Annotated in this window: 13 protein-coding genes and 1 tRNA gene; 11 read left to right on the forward strand and 3 right to left on the reverse strand. The window is 67.4% G+C overall.

What is annotated here, in order from left to right; genetic code table 11:
* Positions 1-2: 2 nt before the first annotated feature.
* The gene (locus AC07WC_RS10180; RefSeq protein ID WP_495209885.1) at positions 3-296 is read right to left on the reverse strand and encodes a hypothetical protein; all 294 of its coding nucleotides are present in this window, start codon (positions 294-296) and stop codon (positions 3-5) included.
* 182 nt (positions 297-478) lie between these two features.
* On the opposite strand from AC07WC_RS10180, the gene AC07WC_RS10185 reads away from it, so the two are divergent.
* The 9 genes from AC07WC_RS10185 (at position 479) to AC07WC_RS10225 (ending at position 10,786) form a co-directional block, all read left to right on the forward strand.
* Positions 479-916 carry a group III truncated hemoglobin gene (locus AC07WC_RS10185; RefSeq protein ID WP_495209886.1) on the forward strand — a complete coding sequence of 146 codons (438 nt, stop codon included), beginning with the start codon at positions 479-481 and terminating at the stop codon, positions 914-916.
* A 49-nt stretch (positions 917-965) separates the two neighbouring features.
* On the forward strand, positions 966-2,375 hold the full coding sequence (gene hemN / locus AC07WC_RS10190) for an oxygen-independent coproporphyrinogen III oxidase (protein WP_495209887.1): 1,410 nt from the start codon (positions 966-968) through the stop codon (positions 2,373-2,375).
* A gap of 64 nt (positions 2,376-2,439) precedes the next feature.
* Positions 2,440-2,526: transfer RNA gene (locus AC07WC_RS10195), tRNA-Leu, on the forward strand.
* 528 nt (positions 2,527-3,054) lie between these two features.
* Entirely contained in the window at positions 3,055-5,304 is a 2,250-nt protein-coding gene (locus AC07WC_RS10200; RefSeq protein WP_495209888.1) for a methyl-accepting chemotaxis protein, read from the forward strand.
* Between the two features lie 160 nt (positions 5,305-5,464).
* Positions 5,465-6,502: a TraB/GumN family protein gene (locus AC07WC_RS10205; protein ID WP_495209889.1), complete on the forward strand. Its 1,038-nt coding sequence runs from the start codon at positions 5,465-5,467 to the stop codon at positions 6,500-6,502.
* Positions 6,503-6,610: 108 nt separating this feature from the next.
* On the forward strand, positions 6,611-7,066 hold the full coding sequence (locus tag AC07WC_RS10210) for a BLUF domain-containing protein (RefSeq protein WP_495209890.1): 456 nt from the start codon (positions 6,611-6,613) through the stop codon (positions 7,064-7,066).
* Between the two features lie 303 nt (positions 7,067-7,369).
* Positions 7,370-8,656, forward strand: a complete 1,287-nt coding sequence (locus AC07WC_RS10215; RefSeq protein ID WP_495209891.1) for a nucleotide sugar dehydrogenase — start codon at positions 7,370-7,372, stop codon at positions 8,654-8,656.
* A gap of 31 nt (positions 8,657-8,687) precedes the next feature.
* Positions 8,688-10,310, forward strand: coding sequence for an FMN-binding glutamate synthase family protein (locus tag AC07WC_RS10220; RefSeq protein WP_495209892.1), 1,623 nt, complete (start codon positions 8,688-8,690; stop codon positions 10,308-10,310).
* Between the two features lie 14 nt (positions 10,311-10,324).
* Positions 10,325-10,786: a GNAT family N-acetyltransferase gene (locus AC07WC_RS10225; RefSeq protein WP_495209947.1), complete on the forward strand. Its 462-nt coding sequence runs from the start codon at positions 10,325-10,327 to the stop codon at positions 10,784-10,786.
* A gap of 28 nt (positions 10,787-10,814) precedes the next feature.
* Here AC07WC_RS10225 and AC07WC_RS10230 read toward each other — a convergent pair whose 3' ends face one another.
* Both AC07WC_RS10230 and AC07WC_RS10235 read right to left on the reverse strand, forming a co-directional pair.
* Positions 10,815-12,062, reverse strand: coding sequence for a TIGR03862 family flavoprotein (locus tag AC07WC_RS10230; protein ID WP_495209893.1), 1,248 nt, complete (start codon positions 12,060-12,062; stop codon positions 10,815-10,817).
* Between the two features lie 10 nt (positions 12,063-12,072).
* A complete protein-coding gene (locus AC07WC_RS10235) occupies positions 12,073-12,513 on the reverse strand; it encodes an FKBP-type peptidyl-prolyl cis-trans isomerase (RefSeq protein ID WP_495209894.1) in 441 nt (146 codons plus the stop codon).
* A 67-nt stretch (positions 12,514-12,580) separates the two neighbouring features.
* On the opposite strand from AC07WC_RS10235, the gene AC07WC_RS10240 reads away from it, so the two are divergent.
* Together AC07WC_RS10240 and AC07WC_RS10245 are read left to right on the forward strand one after the other, a co-directional pair.
* On the forward strand, positions 12,581-12,946 hold the full coding sequence (locus AC07WC_RS10240; protein ID WP_495209895.1) for a DUF6164 family protein: 366 nt from the start codon (positions 12,581-12,583) through the stop codon (positions 12,944-12,946).
* Between the two features lie 49 nt (positions 12,947-12,995).
* Positions 12,996-13,748: a sulfurtransferase gene (locus AC07WC_RS10245; RefSeq protein ID WP_495209896.1), complete on the forward strand. Its 753-nt coding sequence runs from the start codon at positions 12,996-12,998 to the stop codon at positions 13,746-13,748.
* Positions 13,749-13,820: the final 72 nt, after the last annotated feature.

The following is a 13,820-nucleotide window of genomic DNA, read 5'->3' on the forward strand; positions in this document are numbered from 1 at the left end:
GGTCACCCCAGCGGCAGATCATCGTCGTCGCTGGGGATCGGCCGCAGCAGGTACCAGGTGATCGTGCTGGCGGCGGCGGTCACCCCCCAGAACATGAAGAACCCCAGCGTGTAGCCCAGCTCGCGGCTGATCTCGTGTTGCGGGAAGCTGATGTCGCGCAGGCGCAGCGGGTCGACGAACGCGAAGAACACCCCGCTGGCCAGGCCGGCCGCGACGAAGCTGGGCCACAGGATGGCGCCCCATTGCTGGATCAGCCGTCGGCGGCTGCCGTCGGGCGGGTCGTGCAGGTCGTTCATTGCGGCCACGGTCAGGAGGAGGGGGCAGGGCACGGCTATACTTCGCGCCGACCGGGGGCCGGGATCGCGGCTGCGTGCTTCCTGTCGAGCGCCCAGACTAGAAGGCTTCGCCACGGCCTTCATTGATTCTGATCAAGGCAGCGACAAGCGCTGCCGCCGATGCTGGGCGTTGCCGCCCGAGGATGTCCATGGCCGATCCCACCGACAACGCACTGCCCCTCCCTGCATTGGACCTGTGCAGCGAAGAGGAGGTCACCCGCCTGGTGCATGACTTCTACGCGCGCGTGCGCGAGGAGCCGCGCCTGGGCCCGGTGTTCACGGCGCGGATCCACGACTGGGATGCGCACCTGGCCCAGCTGGTCGATTTCTGGTCGGCGATGCTGCGCGGTACGCGCCGCTTCAAGGGGGCGCCGATGCCCAAGCACATGGCCATGGACGAGCTCGACCGCGATCTGTTCGACCGTTGGCTGGCGCTCTTCCGGCAGACCACCGCCGAATGCGGCAATCCGCCGATGCAACGGCTTGCCGACGATGTGGCCGAGCGGATCGCCGATACCTTCTGGCGCCGCTTCCAGATGCTGCGCTGGCCCAGCCTGCCGATGGCTGGCCGTCTGGGCTGAATTGATCTGACGCAATGCGCGCGTACCCGCGCACGCGCAAGCTGGCGGCATGGATACCTTCTCGCCTGCCGCCGCCGGCCTTGCCTGGCACTTCGACCCCGAGCTGCTGCGTCGCCACGATCGGCTCGGCCCGCGCTACACCTCCTATCCCACCGCGCCGCATTTCCATGACGGCTATGGTGAGCTTGCCCTGCGCGAGGCCATCGCGGGCAGCAACCGGCTCGGCCCGCCGCTGTCTCTGTACGTGCACGTGCCCTACTGCAGCAGTCCGTGTTTCTACTGCGGCTGCAACCGCGTCATCACCCGCGACCACGGCAAGGGCATCGGCTACGTCGCCCGGGTCCTCAGCGAGGCGGACCTGGTGGCGCCGCAGTTCGATCCGGCGCGCGAAGTGATCCAGCTGCATCTCGGCGGTGGCACGCCAAACTTCCTCGCACCGGCGCAGATGCGCGAGTTGATCGATGGGCTGCGCCAGCGCTTCACCTTCAGCTCGGCCGCCGCCCGCGACTTCTCGATCGAGCTGGACCCGCGTTTCGTCAGCCGCGATGGCATCGCGGTGCTGGCCGAGCTCGGTTTCAACCGCGCCAGCCTGGGTGTGCAGGACTTCGATCCGGACGTACAGAAGGCGATCAACCGCGAGCAGGGCGTGGAGGCCACCTTGGACATCCTGCGCGCGTGCCGCGAGTACGGGCTGCGGTCGGTCAATGTCGATCTCATCTATGGCCTGCCCAGGCAGACGCTGGCCGGCTTCGCGCAGACCCTGGAAACCGTGTTGCGTGAGCGCCCGGATCGACTGGCGGTCTATGGCTACGCCCACCTGCCGCATCTGTTCCGCGCGCAGCGCCAGATCGCCGATGCGGACCTGCCCAGCCCCGAACAGAAACTCGCGCTGCTCGGCCTGGCCGTGCAGCGGCTCTCCGACGCAGGATATCAGTACATCGGCATGGACCATTTCGCGCTGCCCGAAGAGGACCTGTCGCGTGCACAACGCGCGGGCCAGCTGCACCGCAACTTCATGGGCTACACCACGCACGCCGATACCGATCTGGTCGGACTCGGCGCGAGTGCGATCAGTCACATCGGCGACACCTACAGCCAGAACCCGCGCGAACTGCCGGCCTGGGAAGCAGCGGTCGATGCAGGGCGCCTGCCGGTCTGGCGGGGTCTGCAGCTGGACGAGGACGATGTGCTGCGCGCCGACTTGATCGGGCAGCTGATGTGCCACGGCGAAGTGGACGGCGCCGCCCTGGCGGCACGGCATGGAGTGGACTTCGAGACGTATTTCGCCGATGGCCTGCGCGCGCTGGCCGCACTGAAGGCGGACGGCCTGGCCGACTATGCGCAGGGGGTGGTGCGCGCCAGTGAACGTGGGCGTCCGTTGCTGCGGCTGCTGGCGATGTGTTTCGACCGCTACCTGGCGCAGCCGGATCAGCCGGTGCGGTATTCCCGGGCGATCTGAGCGGCGCGGTATCGGCGCACGCATTCCAAAAACCGGTGCGATCAGGCACCCTATGCGCGCCGTAGCCCGGGTGGCGAAACTGGTAGACGCATCGGACTTAAAATCCGCCGGGGGCAACCCCATGCCGGTTCGATTCCGGCCCCGGGCACCACGCTGTAAGGGTGTATCTCCCCGCGAGCGCGGGTCGAGACCTTGCAGTGTCGCTCCTCATCTTCGTTCCTTCGTTCCTTCGTTCCTTCGTTCCTTCGATCGTTCGCGGTCGCCGCGGCCCTGTGCACAGGCGCCGGGTACTGCGCTGCGTGCGTGTGTCCGCATGAGAGGGGAACGCCTTCCGCGGTGCCCTGATGGCCCCGGCGAATTTCTGAAGTCGGTCACAGAACTGAGATTTATCTGAGGAAGTTGTCTCACAAGCCTGTCCTGACGGACATCACGGTGCCGGGCGATTGACGCCGGCTCGCCGACGTCGCCGCGTGTTGCTGCGCAGCAAAAAGGTGTCGCCCGGCGTCGCTGCCGGATCTTTGGCGTGCCGCGCGAAAAGTCGTCCGCGATTAAGGCGCTGCTGCGGAATTCGATCACGGAAACGGCCTCCCGCCACGCTTGATCATTGACTCAAGCTATCAATCGTGCAGCCGCAATTGGGTTCCGATGTCACTCGTGACGATATAGCGGACGCAATGCAATGGACTACGTAAGAAATCTGAAGGTGGGCAACAAGCTGGCGTTGGGCTTCGGCATGCTGTTGATGCTGTTGATCCTTTCCTCGTCGCTGGCCTTGTACCAGGCGGCCGGAATCGGGAAGCGCGTGCTGGAGATGGAAACCAACAACCGCAAGGTGCAGTTGCTCTCCTCGATGCGCCGTAGCAATTTCCAGAATGAAACCAACCTGCGTGACCTGATCCTGGAGGGCGAGCAGCACACACCGGCGATCCTCGCGCGCATCCAGACCGTGCGCGAGGACTACGCCAAGGCGCGTACCGCGCTGGATGCCATCCCCCACAACGCCGAAGGGATGCAGGCCAAGCAGGCCATCAAGGCGGCGCAGGAGGCGGCGGTCGCGCTGCACAACCGCATCATCGAGCACGCCGGTGCCGGCGAGGACGAGGCGGCCACCGCCCTGCTGTACGGCGAGGCCGGCCCATTGATGGCCGCGCGCGCGGCCTCGATCGAGTCCGCGGTGGAGCTGCAGGAACGACGCAACGCGGAAGGTGCGGCCGCCATCAATGACGCCATCCAGGCATCGCGCACCCTGCTGGTGGCCTTTGCTGCCCTGGCGTTGTTGGCGGGCAGCGTGATGGCCTGGTGGATCACCCGCAGCCTGGTCGGTCCGCTGCGTCGGGCGATGGAGGTCTCGCGCTCGATCGCCGAAGGCCGCTTCGACACCGTGGTGGGCGCACGCAGCCGGGACGAGACCGGGCAGTTGCTGGCGAGCATGGAGGACATGAGCAGGCAGTTGCGCGCATTCTCCACCGCGCAGCAGGAGATGGCCCACCGGCATGACCTGGGCGAACTGGACCATCGCATCGACGCAGGACGTTTCCCCGGTGATTTCGGGCGCATTGCCAGCGGGACCAACGCACTGGTCGGCAGCAGCATCGCGTTGACGCAGAAGATCATCGACGTGGTGCGCAACTATGCCGTGGGTGATCTGGCCGACGACCTGGAGGCATTGCCGGGCGACAAGGCGCGCTTTACCGAGGCGATGGCCACCACCAAGCAGAACCTCGCCGCGATCAATGGTCAGATCCACCGCCTTGCCTCGGCGGCCGCGGCGGGCGACTTCAGCCAACGTGGCGACGCCGATGCCTTCGAGCATCAGTTCAAGGTGATGATCGAGCGCTTGAACACGATGATGCACGTCAGCGACGACAACCTCCGGCAGCTGTCGGCATTGCTCAAGGCAATCGCCTCCGGTGACCTGACGGTCCGCATGGATGGCCAGTTCCAGGGGGTGTTCGCGCGGATGCGGGATGACGCCAACAGTACCGTCGGGCAGCTGACCGGCATCATCGGCAGCATCCAGTTCGCGGCCGGCAGCATCAATACGGCGGCGGTGGAGATTGCCAGCGGCAACAGTGATCTGTCGCGCCGCACCGAACAGCAGGCGGCCAACCTGGAGGAAACCGCGGCTTCGATGGAGGAGTTGACCTCCACCGTGCGGCAGAACGCCGAGCACGCGCGGCAGGCCAACCAGCTGGCGATCGGCGCCGGAGCGGTGGCCTCCGAAGGTGGCCAGGTGGTGCAGGAGGTGGTCTCCACCATGCGCGGGATCGAGGCCTCTTCGAAGAAGATCGCCGACATCATCACCGTCATCGACGGCATCGCTTTCCAGACCAACATCCTGGCCTTGAACGCGGCAGTCGAAGCGGCCCGCGCCGGTGAGCAGGGCAGGGGCTTTGCGGTGGTGGCCAGCGAGGTGCGCACGCTGGCGCAACGCTCGGCCGCGGCGGCCAAGGAGATCAAAGGGCTGATCGAAGACTCGGTGGACAAGGTGGCCGTCGGTGCGGGGCTGGTCGACAAGGCGGGGGTCACCATGACCGAGATCGTCACCTCGGTGCAGAAGGTCACCGACATCATGGCCGAGATCTCGGCTGCGTCGCAGGAGCAGTCCGCCGGCATCGAACAGGTCAGCCAGACCGTGGTGCAGCTGGATGAAACCACGCAGCAGAATGCGGCTCTGGTGGAAGAGGCCACTACGGCGGCCAGATCGATGGAAGAGCAGGCGGTCGCGCTGTCCGGCGCGGTGGCGCGCTTCCGGCTGGCGGCGCAGAGCGGCGGCCACCCGCAGGCGGCGGTGTTGCCACGCACGGTGGCACCGACGTCGTCGCTGGCGCCGCATGCCGCTGCCCGTCCTCGGCCTGCGGGTGGCAACGTGACCCCGTTGTCATCGCGCTCGACCGTGAGCATCGAGGGCGACTGGCGTGAGTTCTGATCGGGCCACGGTCCGGCGCACGAAGACGCGGTGATCCGACGCGAGGGCAGCCAACCGGCTGCCCTCGCTCATTGTCCCGACCGCGCGGCGCAACGCAAACTTCACGCAGCCGGTCACGCGCCGCCGTACGCTGCGCTCCACCTCATCCAGGACAGGCGACATGGTCGATGCAGTACGTGCAGGGAAGGCACTGGCGTTGGGGATCGCGCTGCTGGTGGGTGGCGCGGCCCAGGTGAACGGCCAGGACCCGTTGCCGGCGCAGGCGCCGCCGGCCGGTGAGGTGATCGACCTCGCCCCGGTCGTGGTGTCCGGTGTACAGCCGGGGCCGGGCATGTGGCAGGTCCGCAACGGCCAGGGCCACACGTTGTGGATTCTCGGCACGGTCTCCCCGCTGCCGGCGAAACTGCAATGGCGCGCCGACGAGGTACAGGCGGTGATCGCCAGCGCGCAGCAGGTGTTGGGCTCGCCCGGCTGGACGCTGGATGCCGATGTCGGTTTCTTCCGGGGGCTGACCCTGGTGCCCTCGGCGATGAAGGCCGCCCGCGATCCGGAGGGCCGCACGCTGCGCGAGGTGCTGCCCGCCGATCTCTATGCACGCTGGGAAGCACTCAAACAGCGGCACATCGGGCGCGACAACGGCATCGAAAAAGACCGGCCACTGGTGGCCGCCACCCAGTTGTACGCCGCCGCCCTCAAGGACGTCGGCCTCGGGCGGTCCTCGCCGGTGTCCAAGGTCGTCGAAAAAGCCAGCAGGGCGCATGGCCTCAAGCCGGTCTCGACACAGGTCACGATCAAGATCGCCGACCCGCGGCAGGCGCTGAAGGAAGTACGCGGGACCGCGCTGCAGGATGTGGAATGTTTCCGTCGTACGTTGGATGTAGTGGAACACGGGCTGCCGCTGCTGGCCGAGCGCGCCAATGCCTGGTCGGTGGGCGACGTGGAGGCGCTCCAGCGGCTGGCGGTGAAAGGGCAGTACCTGGCCTGCGTGGATGCGGTGGCCAACAGCGACTTCGGGCGGCGCCGCGGGATGGCCGATGTGGACGCGCAGGCGCAACGCAAATGGCTGGACCTGGCCAGCGGCGCCCTGCAGAAGAACGCAGTGACGTTCGCGACCGTGCCGGTGACGTCACTGGTTGCTCCCGGGGGGTATCTGGAACTGCTGCGTGGACGCGGCTACGAGGTCCAGGCGCCGGAGTGAGCCCGGCGCCGGGGCGGATTTCCAAGCGGCATCCGATGCATATCGCGTGTCTACCCAGTGCGAATACTTCGTGGCATAGTCAGCTTCAGTTCATTCCGGAAGTCCTTCATGCCGCTGCACGCGGTCGCTTATGTCAGCGACGCCGTCGATGGAATCGAAACGTCTGATATCGATCAGATCCTGCGTGCAGCAATGAGCTTCAACAAGGTCGCCGGCGTGACCGGCGTCCTGATGTTTGATGGGCAGCGTTTCCTGCAGTACTTCGAAGGCCCGGAGGACGGCGTCGACTCCGTGTTCCAGCGCGTGTTCAACGCGCGCATCCATGCCAACCTGCGCGAACTCGCGCGAGGCCCGATCGGCGCCCGCCATTTCCCCCGCTGGACGATGGCGTCGGCAGCGGTCGAGGCCGACGCGCTGGCACGCATCAGCGATGTGCCCTGGCAGGGGTTCCAGGTACGCTTGCCGGACGATGGGAACACACTTGCGGGGTTCGGCTGCCTGCTCGCGGCGTGGACCGGCGTCTCGGGCGAGCTGGAACCGGCGGCCGTGACGTTGGGCTCGTAACGCAAACCAACGCTGGCCGTAACACAATGATCACGGCTCGCCGCCTATGCTCCTTGTACCAGCTGTGACCAGTCTTGCGGGGTTTGCCCTTGGAGGCTGTCTGAAAGGGTAGTAACCGCAGCTGGACCATCATTCCTTTGGCCGTCGTCCGTACTCTCCGCGGGCGGCGGCTTTGTTCTTTGTGGGGCGGGGTCTGCCGCGTTAGGCTTGCAGCACCTGTATTCCGGCTCCGTATCGCATGATCCATTCCCAGATGACGCCCCGCCTGATGGCCGGCCCGGTTCCGCGATGCGGAGCCCAGCGATGAGCCAGGCCATTTCCGCCGCGGCTGCTCCGCGCATCGGGGTCATCGGGCTTGGCTACGTCGGGCTGCCGTTGACGGTGACCTTCGGCCGGCGGCAGCCCACGGTGGGCTACGACATCGACGCGACGCGGGTCGCCGAACTGCAGCGTGGCGTGGATCACACGCTGGAACTTGAGGCTGGCGAGCTCGCCGCCGCGGTCCACGCGCGTTACAGCGCCGATCCCGCCGATCTGGCCGCCTGCAATGTGTACATCGTGACCGTCCCCACCCCGATCGATGTGCACGAACAGCCCGATCTGGGACCGCTGCGCAGCGCCAGCAGCCTGATCGCCGGCCTGCTCAAGCGCGGCGACGTCGTGATCTACGAATCCACCGTCTATCCGGGTACCACCGAGGAGGTCTGCGTACCGCTGCTGGAGGCCGGGTCGGGGCTGCGCTTCAACGACGACTTCTACTGTGGTTACAGCCCGGAGCGGATCAATCCGGGCGACCGCGAGCGTCGGTTGCCGGACATCCGCAAGATCACCTCCGGCTCGACGCCGGAGGTGGCTGCCGTGGTCGACGCCCTCTACAAAGACATCATCACCGCCGGCACCTGGCCGGCACCGTCGATCCGCGTGGCCGAAGCCGCGAAGGTGATCGAGAACATCCAGCGCGATGTCAACATCGCCCTGGTCAACGAGTTGGCGCTGATCTTCGATCGGCTTGGCATCGATACCCAGGACGTGCTGGACGCGGCGGGCAGCAAGTGGAATTTCCTGCCGTTCCGTCCGGGCCTGGTCGGTGGCCACTGCATCGGCGTTGACCCCTACTATCTGCTGCACAAGTCGGAAAGCGTGGGGTATCACCCCGATCTGATCCACACCGCGCGCCAGGTCAACAACCGGGTCGGTGAGCACGTCGCCCAGCGCGTGCTCGCACTGCTGGCCTCGCGCAGCCTCGCGGTCGCGCAGGCACGCGTGCTGGTGCTGGGCGTCACCTTCAAGGAGAACTGCCCGGACCTGCGCAACAGTCGCGCGCTGGAACTGGCGCAGCGCCTGCAGGCCAGTGGCGCGCGGGTGGACGTGCAGGACCCGTGGGTCGGCCCGGCTGCCCTGGCCGGTGCCGGCGTGCACTGGGTCGACACGCCGGATGCAGCCGGTTACGACGCAGTCGTACTGGCGGTGGCGCATGATCGTTTCCGCGCGTACGAGGCGGCGCAGGTGCGTGCACTGCTGAAGCCGGGGGGCGTGGTGTACGACGTCAAATCCGTATGGCCGCGGGAAGTGGTGGACGACCGCCTGTAGACTCGTTGGCAGCTATTGATTGAGGAAAGCCATGCATCGCTATCTTGCGTACCTGCTCGCCATCCTGCTGTTCCCGGTCTGCGTGTGGCTGGCCACGATCTGGCCCGCCTGGTACTGGGGCGTGGGCGTGACGGCATTGCTGGTGGTGCTGGGCACGTGGGACATGCTGCAGAAGCGCAGCACGCTGCGGCGGAACTATCCGGTGATGGCGCACTTCCGCTATGGGCTGGAATCGATCGGGCCGGAGATCCGCCAATACTTCGTGCAGAGCGACCTGGAGGATGTGCCGTTCTCGCGCCAGCAGCGCGCACTGATCTACCAGCGCTCCAAGAATGAAATGGACGTGGTCCCGTTCGGTACGCTGCGCAGCACCTATGCGGTGGACTACGAATGGATCAACCATTCGCTGGCGCCGACCGAGATCGGCCACCACGATTTCCGCATCCAGATCGGGCCCAACTGCGCCAAGCCGTATTCGGCCAGCGTGTTCAACATCTCCGCGATGAGCTTCGGCTCGTTGTCGGCCAACGCGATCCGCGCGCTCAACGAAGGCGCGCGCCGCGGCAGTTTCTACCACGACACCGGCGAAGGCTCGATCTCGCCCTATCACCGCGAGATGGGTGGCGACCTGGTCTGGGAAATCGGCTCGGGCTACTTCGGTTGCCGTGACGATGCCGGCGGTTTCAGCGAAGAGAAGTTCGTCGCCAACGCCAACCACGATCAGGTCAAGATGATCGAGATCAAGCTCTCGCAGGGTGCCAAGCCCGGTCACGGCGGGGTGCTGCCGGCGGCCAAGGTCAGCGAGGAGATCTCGATCACCCGTGGCGTGCCGATGGGCGTGGATTGCGTGTCGCCCTCCAGGCACAGCGCGTTCAATACCCCGGTCGAGCTGCTGCAGTTCGTCGCGCGGCTGCGCGAGCTGTCCGGCGGCAAGCCGGTCGGCTTCAAGCTGGCCATTGGCCATCCCTGGGAATGGTTCGGCATCGCCAAGGCGATGCAGGAAACCGGACTGCTGCCGGACTTCATCGTCGTTGACGGCGCCGAGGGCGGGACCGGCGCGGCGCCGGCCGAGTTCATCGATCACGTTGGCGTGCCGATGCACGAAGCCCTGCTGCTGGTGCACAACACCCTGGTCGGGCTGGACCTGCGCGACCGCATCCGCGTGGGTGCGGCCGGCAAGGTGACCGGCGCGTTCGAGATCGCGCGCACCATCGCGCTGGGCGCGGACTGGTGCAACGCCGGCCGTGGTTTCATGTTCGCGCTGGGCTGCATCCAGTCGTTGAGCTGCCACAGCGACAAGTGCCCGACCGGGATCGCCACCCAGAACCCGAATCGCTGGCGCCACCTGGATGCGGCCGACAAGGCCACGCGCGTGCACAGCTATCACGAGAACACCCTGCGCGCGTTGCGCGACCTGCTGTGCGCGGCGGGATTGAACGATCCCTCCGAGCTGGGTCCTGAGCACATCCTGCGCCGCGTCTCGCCGGTGGAGATCCGGTCGCTGGCCTCGCTGTATCGCTACCTGGCGCCTGGTGAACTGCTGCGCAAGGTGCCCGACCACGCGGTCTTCCACGACTACTGGGCCGACGCACGCAGCGACTCGTTCCAGCCACCGGCGCGCATCCAGGCGCTGCGCACGAGCAAATCGCGATGACCGACGATCGCGTCGTGCGTTTGCGCAGTGGCCGGGCCGACGAGGCGGACGCGCTGTGGGTGCTGCGCACGCGCTGCGTCCGCGAACTGTGCAGTGCGGCGTATCCGCCGGAGGTGATCGCCCCGTGGTCGGCCTCACCGCCGCCGGAACACTATAGCGCGCTGCTCGCCGGCGGTGGCTGCGTGATCGCGGAAGACGCCGCCGGAGCGCTGTTGGGCTATGGCGTCATCGATCTGGACGGCAACGAGATCGATGCGTTGTTCGTCGATCCCGAGTGCGGTGGGCGCGGCATCGGGCTGACCCTGATGCAGGCGATGGAGGCGCTGGCCGACCCCGCGCGGCCGTTGGTGCTCTCGGCCTCGCTCAATGCGGTGCCGTTCTATCGCCGCTGTGGCTTCGAGGCCCTGCGCGAGGAGAACTACCCGCACCCCAGCGGTGTGGCGCTCGCCTCGGTGCGGATGCAGCGCACGCGCTGATGCCGGCCAGTGGCCGGCACCGCGTGATTCACGCCTGCGCCAGCCACGCCACCACGCCACGCCCGGCGCGCAGCCCGCTGGCGTAGCACGCGGTGAGCAGGTAACCGCCGGTCGGCGCTTCCCAGTCCAGCATCTCGCCCGCACAGAACGTGCCCGGGCGTGCGCGCAGCATCAAATGCGCATCCAATGCTTCCAGGCGCACGCCACCCGCGGTGCTGATCACTTCATCGATCGGACGCGGTCGTTGCAGGGCCAGCGGCAGGCGCTTCAGCGCGTGTGCGATCTGCTCCAGCGGCAGCTGCCCGGCCTCGCGGCCCAGCACCTCGAACAGCAGCGCGGATTTGACCCCGGCCAGGCCCAGCTGGCGACGCAGCACCTCGCCGAAGCTGCGGCCCTGGCGTGGCTTCTGCAGCTTTTCCAGTACCTGCGCTTCGGTCTGGCCCGGCAGCAGGTCCAGCTGCAGGTCCACCCGGCCGTCGCGGGCCAGGTGGTCGCGCAGATCGGCTGACAGGGCATAGATCAGGCTGCCTTCGATGCCGGTCGCGGTGATCACGCACTCGCCCTGCAGCGCGCGCGGTTCGCCTGTCAGGTCGGTCCAGTGCGCCACCACCGGCTTGAGCGGGGCGCCGGCCTGGCGTTCGCTGAAGTAGGGGGTCCAGCCGATGTCGAACCCACAGTTGGCCGGCTGCAGCGGGGCGATGTCGATGCCCGTCGCGGCCATTGGCGCAACCCATGCGCCATCCGAGCCGAGTTCCGGCCAGCTGCCGCCGCCGAGCGCGAACACCACGGCGTCTGCCGCCACGGTCGTTTCGCCGTCGGGCGTCTCGAAACGCAGCGCGCCCACCTCGTCCCAACCGGTCCAGCGATGCTGCACGTGGAAGCGCACACCCTGTTCCTTCAGTCGGCGCACCCAGCCGCGCAGCAGCGGCGCGGCCTTGCGGTCGACGGGAAACACACGGCCGGAACTGCCTACGTAGGTTTCCACGCCAAAGCCAAGTGCCCAGGCGCGCAGCGCTTCGGCATCGAAATCCGCCAGCCAGCCAGCCACGTCCGCCGCGCGCTCGCGGTAACGCGAGACGAACACGTCAGGCGCGTCGGAGTGGGTAAGGTTGAGGCCGCCTTTGCCGGCGATCAGGAATTTGCGGCCGGGCGAGCCCTTGGCCTCGTACAGATCGACGGCGTGGCCGGCAGCGCGCACGGTTTCAGCAGCCATCAGGCCGGCGGGGCCGCCGCCGATGATCGCGACCCGGCGTGGGGTGGTCAGGGCAATGCTCATGCAGGCGGGATCAACGTGGCTTGACGTCGAGAAGTTCGACATCGAACACCAGCGAGGAGTTCGGCGCGATCGGGCCGGCGCGACGGGCGCCGTAGCCATACTCGGCCGGAATCATCAGCGTGCGCTTGCCGCCGACCTTCATGCCGGCAACGCCTTCGTCCCAGCCCTTGATCACCTGGCCCTGGCCGAGGTCGAAGCTGAAGGGCTCGCCACGGTCCACCGAGCTGTCGAACTTGTCACCGTGCTTGTCGGCGGTGCGCTCGTCGTAGATCCAGCCGGTGTAGTGCACGGTCACCTTGCTGCCGGGCGTGGCTTCGGCGCCGGTGCCCGGCTGGGTGTCGATCGTCTCGAACTGCGCGATGCTGCCACCGGGCGGCGGGCCGGGCGGGGTGCAGGCGGCCAGCAGCGACAGCATCAGGGGGGCGAGCAGGTAACGGGGCAGGCGGCGCATGGGCGGGCTCCGGATCCAAAAAACGGGGACGCAAGGGTAGCGCATCGCCGGGCGCTATCATGGGCGCATGTCGAAACTGCTGCTCAACCTGCGCAATGTCGCGGACGATGAAATCCAGGATGTCACCGCCCTGCTGGACCAGGCGGGCATCGCCCATTACCGCACCGAGCCCAGTCCCTGGGGAATCTCCTTCGGTGGCATCTGGATCCGTGACAACGAGGATCACCCGCGGGCCAAGGCCTTGATGGGGGACTACCAGCAGGCGCGCGGCGAACGCGTCCGTGCTGAGCGTGAGGCCGCCTTGCGCGAGGGCACCGCCGAGACCTTCGGCAGTCTGATCCGGCGCCGCCCGGTGTTCGTGGTCATGGTGCTGATCGGAATGGCCGTCGCGGCGGCACTGGTGTTGCTGCCGTTCGTGCTGCTGCGGGGCTGATTCCCGCGCGGGTAAGGCGTAGCGTCGGCCCAGCGGCTAAAATGGCGGGATGATCGCCAATACCGCCGCCTACCACTTCACCCCCGTCGCCGACCCGGACGCGCTGTGCGCGACCCTGCTGGGGCGGGCCACCGCCGCGCAGCTGCGCGGCACGATCCTGGTGGCGGGCGAGGGCATCAACCTGTTCCTCGCCGGCGCCGAGCCGCAGATCGACGGCTTTTACGCCGCCCTGCGCGCGGATGCGCGGTTTGCAGGACTGCGCGTGAAGACCAGCTACAGCCGCATGCAGCCGTTCGCCCGGCTCAAGGCCAAGGTAAAGCCGGAGATCATCAGTTTCCGCATCGACGACGGCCAGCCGTTGGGCTACCCGCGGGCGCCGTCCATCGACCCGGCCACCGTGCAGCGTTGGCTGCGCCAAGGGCACGATGACGCGGGCAAGCCGGTGGTGATGTTGGATACCCGCAATACCCAGGAGATCGCGTACGGCACCTTCCAGGACGCGCTGGTGCTGCCGATCACCAAGTTCACCGACCTGCCCGAGGCCCTGGCCCCGCACCGCGAAGCGCTCAGGGACAGTACCGTGGTCAGCTTCTGCACCGGCGGCATCCGCTGTGAGAAGGCCGCGCTGTGGATGCGCAACGACGGCATGGACAACGTGCTGCAGCTGGACGGCGGCATCCTGGGCTATTTCGAGGCCGTGGGCGGCGAGGGCTATGACGGGCGCTGCTTCGTGTTCGACGAGCGCGTGGCGCTGGACCCGTCCCTGCGGCCGCTGGTCGATCAGGACGCCGACGCCGCCTGAGGCGTTTTCACGGCGTAGATTGTCCTGAATCGTCGCGAGACGGAAATCAGCGTCTTGCCACCTGTGCCTTGC

The organism is Stenotrophomonas sp. GW821-FHT01H02A (assembly GCF_059422145.1).

Bases quoted from the DNA above. Each gene is read 5' to 3' on its own strand.
- AC07WC_RS10210 (WP_495209890.1), top strand. From the start codon at position 6,611: ATGCCGCTGCACGCGGTCGCTTATGTCAGCGACGCCGTCGATGGAATC.
- hemN (WP_495209887.1), top strand. From the start codon at position 966: ATGGATACCTTCTCGCCTGCCGCCGCCGGCCTTGCCTGGCACTTCGAC.
- AC07WC_RS10240 (WP_495209895.1), top strand. From the start codon at position 12,581: ATGTCGAAACTGCTGCTCAACCTGCGCAATGTCGCGGACGATGAAATC.
- AC07WC_RS10205 (WP_495209889.1), top strand. From the start codon at position 5,465: ATGGTCGATGCAGTACGTGCAGGGAAGGCACTGGCGTTGGGGATCGCG.
- AC07WC_RS10200 (WP_495209888.1), top strand. From the start codon at position 3,055: ATGGACTACGTAAGAAATCTGAAGGTGGGCAACAAGCTGGCGTTGGGC.
- AC07WC_RS10230 (WP_495209893.1), bottom strand. From the start codon at position 12,062: ATGAGCATTGCCCTGACCACCCCACGCCGGGTCGCGATCATCGGCGGC.
- AC07WC_RS10235 (WP_495209894.1), bottom strand. From the start codon at position 12,513: ATGCGCCGCCTGCCCCGTTACCTGCTCGCCCCCCTGATGCTGTCGCTG.
- AC07WC_RS10220 (WP_495209892.1), top strand. From the start codon at position 8,688: ATGCATCGCTATCTTGCGTACCTGCTCGCCATCCTGCTGTTCCCGGTC.
- AC07WC_RS10245 (WP_495209896.1), top strand. From the start codon at position 12,996: ATGATCGCCAATACCGCCGCCTACCACTTCACCCCCGTCGCCGACCCG.
- AC07WC_RS10185 (WP_495209886.1), top strand. From the start codon at position 479: ATGTCCATGGCCGATCCCACCGACAACGCACTGCCCCTCCCTGCATTG.
- AC07WC_RS10215 (WP_495209891.1), top strand. From the start codon at position 7,370: ATGAGCCAGGCCATTTCCGCCGCGGCTGCTCCGCGCATCGGGGTCATC.
- AC07WC_RS10180 (WP_495209885.1), bottom strand. From the start codon at position 296: ATGAACGACCTGCACGACCCGCCCGACGGCAGCCGCCGACGGCTGATC.